Source organism: Streptomyces sp. NPDC001744, from assembly GCF_042892575.1.
In the GTDB taxonomy this organism is placed as follows: domain Bacteria; phylum Actinomycetota; class Actinomycetes; order Streptomycetales; family Streptomycetaceae; genus Streptomyces.
In genome coordinates, this window is record NZ_JBIAUG010000024.1 from 109,675 (window position 1) to 119,266 (window position 9,592).

8 protein-coding genes are annotated in these 9,592 nt (G+C 72.2%); 3 read left to right on the forward strand and 5 right to left on the reverse strand.

Annotated features, from left to right (window positions below):
- Positions 1-12 precede the first annotated feature (12 nt).
- Positions 13-2,898 (reverse strand): UPF0182 family protein, encoded by a 2,886-nt coding sequence (locus ACFYZY_RS25480; RefSeq protein ID WP_388698322.1) that lies wholly within the window; start codon positions 2,896-2,898, stop codon positions 13-15.
- Positions 2,899-3,062: 164 nt separating this feature from the next.
- Here ACFYZY_RS25480 and ACFYZY_RS25485 point away from each other — a divergent pair, with 164 nt between their 5' ends.
- On the forward strand, positions 3,063-3,614 hold the full coding sequence (locus ACFYZY_RS25485; RefSeq protein WP_388698292.1) for a PPA1309 family protein: 552 nt from the start codon (positions 3,063-3,065) through the stop codon (positions 3,612-3,614).
- 176 nt (positions 3,615-3,790) lie between these two features.
- Here the strand turns inward: ACFYZY_RS25485 and ACFYZY_RS25490 are convergent, their stop codons facing one another.
- From ACFYZY_RS25490 to ACFYZY_RS25505, 4 genes are all read right to left on the reverse strand, one after another.
- Entirely contained in the window at positions 3,791-4,882 is a 1,092-nt protein-coding gene (locus ACFYZY_RS25490) for a PDZ domain-containing protein (RefSeq protein WP_388698294.1), read from the reverse strand.
- Between the two features lie 195 nt (positions 4,883-5,077).
- On the reverse strand, positions 5,078-5,365 hold the full coding sequence (locus tag ACFYZY_RS25495; RefSeq protein WP_388698325.1) for a hypothetical protein: 288 nt from the start codon (positions 5,363-5,365) through the stop codon (positions 5,078-5,080).
- Positions 5,366-5,501: 136 nt separating this feature from the next.
- The gene (locus ACFYZY_RS25500; RefSeq protein ID WP_388698296.1) at positions 5,502-5,963 is read right to left on the reverse strand and encodes a molybdenum cofactor biosynthesis protein MoaE; all 462 of its coding nucleotides are present in this window, start codon (positions 5,961-5,963) and stop codon (positions 5,502-5,504) included.
- Between the two features lie 119 nt (positions 5,964-6,082).
- On the reverse strand, positions 6,083-7,192 hold the full coding sequence (locus ACFYZY_RS25505; RefSeq protein ID WP_388698299.1) for an SDR family oxidoreductase: 1,110 nt from the start codon (positions 7,190-7,192) through the stop codon (positions 6,083-6,085).
- A gap of 212 nt (positions 7,193-7,404) precedes the next feature.
- Here ACFYZY_RS25505 and ACFYZY_RS25510 point away from each other — a divergent pair, with 212 nt between their 5' ends.
- On the forward strand, positions 7,405-8,910 hold the full coding sequence (locus ACFYZY_RS25510) for a zinc-dependent metalloprotease (protein ID WP_388698301.1): 1,506 nt from the start codon (positions 7,405-7,407) through the stop codon (positions 8,908-8,910).
- Positions 8,907-9,443, forward strand: a complete 537-nt coding sequence (locus ACFYZY_RS25515) for an NUDIX hydrolase (RefSeq protein ID WP_388698304.1) — start codon at positions 8,907-8,909, stop codon at positions 9,441-9,443. Before ACFYZY_RS25510 ends, ACFYZY_RS25515 begins: the two co-directional genes overlap by 4 nt.
- Positions 9,444-9,592: the final 149 nt, after the last annotated feature.

Here is a 9,592-nt window from a genome sequence, read left to right on the forward strand (position 1 = left end):
AGAAACCTCAGGTCAGCCGCCCGCCGGTGGCTTGACCCTCGCTCCGGCGTCCGCGACCCGCTGGAGGGCCGCCCGGAGGTCGGCCTGGGCCTTGCCGTACGCGGTCCAGTCGCCCTTGCGCAGGGCGGCCTCGCCCTCGTCGTACGCCTTCTGCGCCTCGGCGATCGCCTGCTTCAGCGCGTCGCCGTCCGAAGCCGGCGGCGGCGTGGTGCCCGGCGGCTGCGGCGTCGGCTGCGACGGCGCCTCCACCCCGAAGACCGCGTTGAGCCCCTTGGTGAGGTTGTCCTCGAACACCGTGGTGTCCTTGGTCGTGTCGCCCTCCGGCTGGTCCGCGTCCACGTACGAGACCGCGACCTTCTTCAGGAGCGGGTAGAGCGCGTTCCGCCCCTGGGCGTACACCGGCTCCACGTACAGGAACCCGCCGTCCAGCGGAACGGTCAGCAGGTTGCCGTACTGGATGTCCGAGTCGGCGCCCTTCATGTCCCGGACGAACTGGGCCACGGACGGCAGACCGTTGAGCTTGCTCTGCACCTGGGCGGGACCGGGCACGTCCTGGGTGACCCGGAGCAGTCTCAGCCGGCCGTACTCCTTGCTGGTGGCGTCGGCGTCGACCGCCATGAAGCCGCCCAGGTTGGGCCGGCCGTTCGGCGTGAACGTCGTCGTCAGCGAGAAGCGCTGCGCCTCGTCCCCGGGCATCCTCATGCTCAGGTAGTACGGCGGGACCGCGTTGCCGTTCCTGGTGGTCGGGTCGTCCGGCACCTGCCAGGCGTCCGAGCCGCTGTAGAACTGCGCGGGATCGGTGACGTGGTAGCGGGTCAGCAGCTCGCGCTGGACCTTGAACATGTCCTGCGGGTAGCGCAGGTGCTCCAGGAGGTCGCCCTTGATCTCGGACTTCGGCTTCACCGTGCCCGGGAACGCCTTCATCCAGGTCTTCAGGACCGGGTCCCGGGTGTCCCACTCGTAGAGGGTCACCGTGCCGTCGTAGGCGTCGACGGTGGCCTTCACCGAGTTGCGGATGTAGTTGACCTGGTTCTGCTGGGCGACGACCGCGCGCTGCCGGTTGCCGACGGTCAGGGAGTCCGCCGTGGTGTCGCCGAGCGTGGTGCGCGAGGCGTACGGGTAGCCGTTGGTCGTCGTGTACGCGTCGACGATCCACTGGATCCGGCCGCCGACGACCGCCGGGTAGGCGTCGCCGTCGATGGTCAGCCAGGGCGCGACCGCCTCGACGCGCTGCTTGGGCGTGCGGTTGTAGAGGACGCGCGAGCCGTCGCCGATGGCCCCGGAGTAGAGGATCTGCGGCTCGCTGAAGGCCACCGCGTACGCCGCGCGGTTGAAGGTGCTGGAGAGGCTGACGCCGCTCTTCTCCTTGTAGCTGGTGGTCTTCTCGCCGTTCTCCTCGTAGTCCAGCTCCTTCTGGGGGCCGCCCACGATCGAGTACTGGTCGGTCTTCTCGCCGTAGTAGATCCGCTGCTCGTACTTCGGCAGCGTGCCGGTGGTCGGCAGGCCGGACTCGGTGAAGACCGGGGAGCCGTTGGCGTCCGTCTGGGTGCCCGTGGCCATGATCGCGCCGTAGCCGTGGGTGTAGGTGAAGTGGTCGTTGATCCAGTTCCGCTTCGGGATGCCCTTGATGTTGAGCTCGCGGAGACCGATGACGGTGTCCTTGCCCTGGTAGCGGTCCACGTCCAGGGTGGTCGGGAACTGGTAGTACTTCCGCTTCTGCTCCAGCTGCTGGAACGTGGGCGAGACGATGTTCGGGTCGAGGAGCCGGTAGCTGGCCGCCGAATCGGCGTCCGTCCGCAGCCGGTCCTTGGCCTTGACCGTCGACTTGCCCGAGTAGTTCTCGGGCTTCGTCCCGTCGATCGCGTACGCCTTGCGGGTCGCGTCGATGTTCTTCTGGATGTACTCGGCTTCCTTGGCCTGCTCGTTCGGCTGGACCTGGAACTTCTGCACGATGGCCGGGTACAGGCCGCCGATCAGGACCGCCGACAGCACCATCAGGCCGAAGCCGATGACCGGGAGCTGCCAGGTGCGGCGCCAGAGCGTCGCGAAGAACAGCACGGCGCAGATCGCGGCGATGCAGAAGAGGATGGTCTTCGCCGGCAGGTACGCGTTGGCGTCGACGTACCGCAGGCCCGTCCAGTTGCCGGTGGCCTTGAAGTCGCTGGACTTCACGGCCAGGCCGTACCGGTCGAGCCAGTACGCCACGGCCTTCAGCGACACGAAGACGCCGAGCAGCACCGAGAGGTGGCCCGTGGCGGCGGCCGTGGCGCGGGCACCCGGACTGGTGACCCGCAGTCCGCCGTACAGGTAGTGCGTGAGCGCGGCGGCGATCAGCGACAGGACCGCGGCGGCGAAGCCGAACGCGAGGAGGAAGCGGTACCAGGGCAGGTCGAAGGCGTAGAACGAGACGTCGAGACCGAACTGGGGGTCCTTCTGGCCGAACGTCACCCCGTTGACCCACATCAGCCAGGTGCGCCACTGGCCGGAGGCGGAGGCGCCGGCGATCAGGCCCACCAGGGCGGCGACCGCGAGCAGCACCCACTTCCTGAACGGCGCCAGGCCCATCCGGTACCGGTCGAGGCTCTGCTGCTCCAGCGACATCGCGCTCAGCGGCGGCCGCAGCCGGTGCGCCAGCCAGATGTTGAAGCCGACAGCGAGGGCCATGAGGAGGCCGAAGACCGCGAAGAGGCCGATCTTGGTCCAGAGGGTGGTGGTGAACACGGACGAGTACTCGACCGAGCGGTACCAGAGCCAGTCCGTCCAGAACCCGGCGAACATCACGAACGCCATGGCCAGAACGGCCAGCACCCCGAGTGTCATGAGCAGGGTACGGGCCCGCCGGGACGGCCGGCCGACTCTCATCCTTGGCCCTGACGGGCCTCCGCCGCGGTCCGGCATCTGGAAAGCCAACGTGCGCCCCTCGATGTTGATGCGTCTCGGTGTCGACGCGTGCTGCTGACGCGCCGGAAAACAGGCCCCGCGATCCTAGGGCCCACTGGTGCAACTTACTGAGGCTTTACCTAGTTCCCGTCTTCGGGGGCAGAGGAGGCAGGATATTGGTCATGTCCAACGTTTCCCCCTCCGGCCCGGCGATGGCCGCGAGCCCCCTCACCCGCGCGGTGCTCGAGATCGACGCGTACGCGTCGGGCCTCGGCTGGGACCAGCCCGCCCGCCTGTTCGCCCTGGTCGACACCGCCCGGCTGCGCGCCCAGGAGCCCAAGCTCGCCTCCCAGCTCGGCCTGGGCGACGACACCACCTCCTACACCCCGATCGAGCAGGACAAGGTGCCGCGCGGGAAGCCGCTCGACGACTTCCTCGGCACGATCGCCTGGCCCGGCGCCGTGGTCGGCTGCGCCATGACGGTGGAGCGGCTCATGCTGCCGCCGTCGGCGGAGGCCCAGGTGCCGCAGGGCCTGAACGAGAAGCAGCTCGCCAAGTGGGTCGCCGCGCACCCGGACCGCCAGGAGGTCCGGATGACCGTGGCGGTGCTGCGGAGCGGGGCGCGCGAGGCGGCGATCCGGCTGCGCGAGAAGGACACGGCGACCGAGGTGCTGACCGGCCCGGACCTGGTGCCGGGGCTCGCCGAGGCCCTGGCGGCGACCTTCGAGGACTGAGGCCCCGGCGGACGGGGAGGGGGCGCCCGGCCGGGTGCCCCCTCCCCCCGTGTCCGCGGGCGTCCTCCGCGTACGTCCTCCGTGTCCGCGTACGGGTTCCGGCCCCGCGGACGGGTTCCAACCCCGCGCCCGCGGGGCCGGTCTCCGTCGGACGCGCGGGGCGGCCCTTCCGCCGGTCAGCCCTTCTTCGCGCAGCTCGGCAGGGACGCCGTGTCGCCCTCGCGGAGCTTCCGCAGCGACTTCGTGGCGTCGGCGATGGTGTCCACCCTGACGAGGGTGAGGCCCTCGGGCGTGTCGGCGGCGGCCGCCGCGCAGTTGTCGGCCGGGGTGAGGAAGTACTCGGCGCCCGCCTCGCGCGCGCCGACCAGCTTCATCCCGATGCCGCCGATCGGGCCGACCTCGCCCTTGTCGTCGATGGTGCCGGTGCCGGCGACGAACCGGCCGCCGGTGAGGCTCTCCGGGGTGAGCTTGTCGATGATGCCGAGCGCGAACATCAGCCCGGCGCTGGGACCGCCGATGTCCGCCAGGTTGACGTCGATCGTGAACGGGAAGACGTGGTCGGTCCCGGCCCGGATGCCGACGACGGCCCGGCCGCCCTCCTCGGAGGCGGTGGTCGTGACGACCACCTTCCGGGTGACGGTCGGTTCCTTGTGCGCCTTCTCGGCGTCGGCCGCCTCCTTGGCGGGGACGATCGTGAACTCGACCTTCTGGCCGGGCTTCCGCTTCGTCACCTGCTCGGCGACGTCGCTCTGCTCGGCGATCGGCACGCCGTCGACGGCCTTGATGACGTCCCCCGCGTGCAGCCTGCCCTCGGCCGGGGCGCCCTTGACCACCGAGCCGACGACGACCCGGGAGACCACGGGGATGCCCAGCTCCTTGAGGGCGGCCGTCTTGGCGCTCTCCTGGGACTGGCTGAACTCCTCGGCGTTCTCCTGGCTGGACTGCTCCTCGGTCTTCCCGTCCGGGTAGAGCGTGTCGTGCGGCACCACCACGTTGTCGTGGGCGAGCCACCCGTAGACGGCCTCGAAGGCGTTCATCCGGTAGTTCGCGCCGGTGACGCGGACCGTCGTCATGTTCAGGTGCCCGTCGGTCGGGTAGGTCGTGCGGCCGGAAATCCGCAGGACCGGCTTCCCCCTGGCCTCGCCGAGGGTGTTGACCGTGGGCCCCGGGCTCATCTCCGCGTACGGCACCGGGATCAGGACGCCCGCGATGAGCAGGCAGATCAGGACCAGGGTGGAGGCGAGCATCGTCGCGGTGCGGCGTGGCATGGAACGACAGTACGGGACTCGCCCGTGAGCGCACCCGTGGGGCGGGGCCGTACGAGGCCCGGGGGCCCTACGGGGTCCGGGCCTCGCGGGGCCGGGGTCGCGAGAGTCGCGGAAGGGCCTTGCGGAACCGGTTTCCCACGGGGGCCGGGGGCCCGGACGCCGTACGGGCGTGGCCCGCCTCGGGCGGGGACCGCGTCAGCCGGACGACGACGTGGTGACGGCGGTGGCCGCCGCGGCCGGTTCGCGCTCGTGGGGGACGGAACCGTGAGAAGCGGAATCGTGGGGGACGGGATCGTGGAGGGCCGGGCCGGGGGAGGCGGAGTCGTGGGGAGCGTGGGCGCGTTCCATCGCGTCCCTGAAGCGGGCGTAGCCGGCGAGTTCGGCCACGTCGCCCATGGTCTTGTTCCTCGAAGCCCAGCTTCCCCATATCGCCGCGCCGACGACTGCGAAAAGCGGAATCAGCAACCAGGCCAGCGCTGCCATTCCGACCTCCCATCCCCAGTGAGTTGATCAGCAGACTGTTTCATCCGTGTCGTCAACGCTCGCGTCCGGGGGGCGGTTACGCAAATCGGGCGGTCGGCTACGGCTCGTCGGCGCGCCGCCTTGCCTCCCGTCCTCCCTAGCAGGCACCCACCCATTCCTCGGTTCCGTCCGAGAAGGTCTGGTGCTTCCAAATGGGTACTTCGTGCTTGAGGTCGTCGATCAGCCGGCGGCAGGCGTCGAACGCCTCCGCGCGGTGGGGGCAGGAGACGGCCACGACCACCGCGACGTCACCCACGCGCAGGTCACCCACCCGGTGGACGGCGGCCAGGGCGCGGACCGGGTGGTTCGCGACGACCTTCTCGGCGACGCGGCGCAGCTCCGCCCCGGCCGTGGGGTGGCAGGAGTAGCCCAGCGCGTCGACGTCCGCGCCGCCGTCGTGGTTGCGCACGGTGCCGACGAAGAGCGTCGTGCCGCCGGAGGCGTCGTCCCCGACGGCCCGGAGGACCTCGTCGACGGAGAGCGGGGTCTCCCGGATCGCGAGGAGCTTGATGGGATCGTCCGCGGCCCGTTCGCCGGGATGGTCAGACCTCAGTGCCATGACCCCATCGTGCCGTACGCCGCCGACAACCCGGAAGGACGGTTCCGACCGATGGACGGGACCGTCCTTGGAGGGTCCTCCAGTCCGCAGGGCCCCGGCCGGTGCGGGACCCGCGCGGGTCAGATCCCGCGCCGCTTCCGCATCTGCCGTACGAGCGCCGCCGTGCCGAGCAGCGCCACCGTCGCGCCGGCCGCGCCGGCCGCCGTCGCGTCCTTGCGGCCCAGGCGGCGGCCGGCGACCGTGTGGCGGCCCTCGACCTCCTCCAGGAGCGCGGCGAGGACCTCCTCGTTCGTCCACTTCGGCCGCCAGCCCGCGTCGTGCAGCCGTCCGACGCTCACCACCCAGGGGTGCATGGTGTAGGCGAGGTCGCCCGCCGGGGACGGGGTGAGGCCGATCCGGTGGAGACGGGCCGCCGTGCCGAGGGCGACGGCGGAGGGCAGCTCCATGCGCCGGATTCCGGAGAGCGCCTCGACCTCCTCCTGCTCCAGCCAGCCCTCGCAGCCGACCGCGAACTCGCCCTCGACCTTCTCCAGGGCCGCGTACTCCAGGGCGCTCACCAGGTCCTCGACGTGGCAGAACTGCCAGGTGGGCCGGGAACCGGCGACGACGAGCAGCCGGGGCGACTCGAAGTAGCGGGTGAGCGCCGTGTCCGTACCGCCGACGAGGACGGCCGGGCGGACGACGGTGACGTGGAGTCCGGGGTGCGCGCGGGGCGCCCGGCGGCCGAGGCGCTCGATCTCCAGCAGGTCGCCGACGCCGGTGGCCTCCGCCGTGGCCTTCAGCTCGGCGTCCTCGGAGAGCGGGATGTCGTTGTCGGGCAGGGCGCCGTAGACCATGGCGGAGGTGCAGAGCACCACCCGGTGGACCCCGGCCGCCGCGGCGGCGGTCAGGACGGTCTGCGTGCCGCGCACGTTGTAGGCCGTCCGGGCGGCGGGATCGGTCTCCAGGTCGAGGTCGACGGCGAGGTGCACGACGACGTCGGCGCCGCGCAGCTTCTCCGCGATGGCCGGATCGCGCACGTCGAGGATGTGCCACCGCGCCTCGGGGACCTCGCCCCGGCGCTCGTCGACGGCGACGACCCGCCCGACCTCCTCGGAGGCGGCGAGGCGTCTGGTCAGCAGGTCGCCGACGCCGGAGGCCGCGCCGGTGACCGCGACGACGGGACCGCGCGCGGCGGACCGGGACGAGTGGTTTCGCGCTCCGCGAACCTGTGGATCTGGGGAACTCACCGGGCGTCTCCAGCGGTTGTCTTCAGTACGTACGCCGCACGGCGTACGGACCAGGTGGCGTCCATCCTGCCGCAGGGCACGCCCCGGCGGAGCACCGAGCCCGTTTCCGGCCCGGATGTCTACGCTGGTGGTGTGCGGGGCCCGCCTGTCGGGCCCTGGTCGGGCAGTCGCCGTCGGCAGGAGGCCGGCGGCCCTACGAGCCGAGGAAACCTGTGAGTGACACCCCATTCGGATTCGGCCTTCCGCCGGAGGAGCCGGAGGACGGCGACGAGGGCAAGAAGAAGGACCCCGCCGGAGGTGGCCAGGGGTCCGGTGGCCAGGGCGGCAACCCGTTCGGTGCCGACCCCTTCGGCTTCGGGGCGCTGCCCGGCATGGGCGGGCCGGGAGGCGCGGGCGGTGCGGACAATCCGTTCGCGGCGATGTTCGGCTCGCTGAACCCCAACGACCTGGGCGCGGCCTTCCAGCAGCTCGGACAGATGCTGAGCTACGAGGGCGGTCCCGTGAACTGGGACATGGCCAAGCAGATCGCGCGCCAGGTGGTGGCCCAGGGCACCGCCGACGGCACCAAGGACGCCAGCGTGGGCCCGGCCGAGCGGTCCGCGGTCCAGGAGGCCCTGCGCCTGGCCGACCTCTGGCTGGACCAGGTCACCTCGCTGCCCTCCGGCGCGGGCACCGCCGTGGCGTGGAGCCGCGCGGAGTGGGTCGAGGCGACGCTGCCCGCGTGGCAGCAGCTCGTGGACCCGGTCGCGGAGCGGGTCGGCGCGGCGATGGGCGACGTCCTGCCGGAGGAGATGCAGGCCATGGCGGGTCCGCTGATCGGCATGATGCGCTCCATGGGCGGCGCCATGTTCGGCCAGCAGATCGGGCAGGCCGTGGGCGCGCTCGCCGGCGAGGTGGTCGGCTCGACCGACGTCGGCCTGCCGCTGGGTCCGGCCGGACGCGCCGCGCTGCTGCCGCTGAACATCGAGGCGTTCGGCAAGGACCTGGGCGTGCCCCTGGACGAGGTGCGGCTGTACCTGGCCCTGCGCGAGGCGGCGCACCAGCGTCTCTTCGCGCACGTGCCGTGGCTGCGCGCCCATCTGTTCGGCGCGGTCGAGGGGTACGCGCGCGGGATCAAGGTCGACACCTCGAAGCTGGAGGAGGCGGTGGGCCAGCTCGACCCGACGCACCCCGAGCAGCTTCAGGAGGCGCTCCAGCAGGGCATGTTCCAGCCGGAGGACACTCCGGAGCAGAAGGCGGCCCTGGCCCGTCTGGAGACGGCGCTCGCGCTGGTCGAGGGCTGGGTGGACGCGGTGGTCCACGAGGCCGCCAAGTCCCGTCTGACCTCGGCGGACGCGCTGCGTGAGACGCTGCGCCGGCGCCGGGCCTCGGGCGGTCCCGCCGAGCAGACCTTCGCGACGCTGATCGGTCTGGAGCTGCGGCCCCGGCGGCTGCGGGACGCGGCGCGCCTGTGGGCCTCGCTCACCGACGCGCGCGGGGTGGACGGCCGGGACGGGCTGTGGGAGCACCCGGACATGCTGCCGACGGCGACCGACCTGGACGACCCGGACGGCTTCGTGCACCGCGAGCACCTGGACTTCTCCGAGCTGGACAAGATGCTGGGCGAGGCGGCGGCGGGCGGTTCCGGTTCCGGTGAGAAGCGTGACGGCGGCCCCGGCGGGACGGACGAGGGCGAATCCGGCAAGGACGGCTCCGGCAAGGGCGACGGCGACCGGTGAGCCTGCACGACGACGCGGTCCTCGTACTGAAGGGGTACGGGGGCCGGGGAGACGCGGACCAGGAGCGGCTGCGCCAGGTCTACCTGGACCATCTGGACGCGCATCCGGACGGCATGTACAAGGCGTGCGGGGCCGGGCACCTGACCTCCAGCGCGCTGGTGGTCGATCCCGCGCGGGAGCGGGTGCTGCTGACCCTCCACAAGAAGCTGGGCCTGTGGCTCCAGATGGGCGGCCACTGCGAGCCGGACGACCCGACGGTCGAGGCGGCCGCGCTGCGGGAGGCGACGGAGGAGTCCGGGGTCGCGGGACTGACCCTGCTGCCGGGCGGTCCGGTACGGCTCGACCGGCACCCGATCCCGCCGCCCTGCCACTGGCACCTGGACGTGCAGTACGCGGCCCTCGCCCCGGCCGGCGCGGTGGAGCGGATCAGCGAGGAGTCCCTCGATCTGCGCTGGTACGCCTACGAGGAGGTGGCGGACGTGGCCGACACGTCGGTGGTCCGCCTTCTGGAGGGCACGCTGGCACGGCTGTGACGGGCACGACGGAGGGGTGGGGGGGGGCGCGGGGGGGGCCCCCCCCCCCCCCCCCACCCGCCCCCGCCCGCGGGGGGGGGTTTTTTTTTTTGTGGCCCGGGGGGCGGGGGGGGGCCCCCCCAACCGGGGCGGCGCCCACGGCCCCGCGC

What these genes read in the sequence shown, in the direction of transcription:
- ACFYZY_RS25480 (WP_388698322.1), bottom strand. Translation starts at nt 2,898, where the DNA reads ATGCCGGACCGCGGCGGAGGCCCGTCAGGGCCAAGGATGAGAGTCGGC.
- ACFYZY_RS25485 (WP_388698292.1), top strand. Translation starts at nt 3,063, where the DNA reads ATGTCCAACGTTTCCCCCTCCGGCCCGGCGATGGCCGCGAGCCCCCTC.
- ACFYZY_RS25490 (WP_388698294.1), bottom strand. Translation starts at nt 4,882, where the DNA reads ATGCCACGCCGCACCGCGACGATGCTCGCCTCCACCCTGGTCCTGATC.
- ACFYZY_RS25495 (WP_388698325.1), bottom strand. Translation starts at nt 5,365, where the DNA reads ATGGCAGCGCTGGCCTGGTTGCTGATTCCGCTTTTCGCAGTCGTCGGC.
- ACFYZY_RS25500 (WP_388698296.1), bottom strand. Translation starts at nt 5,963, where the DNA reads ATGGCACTGAGGTCTGACCATCCCGGCGAACGGGCCGCGGACGATCCC.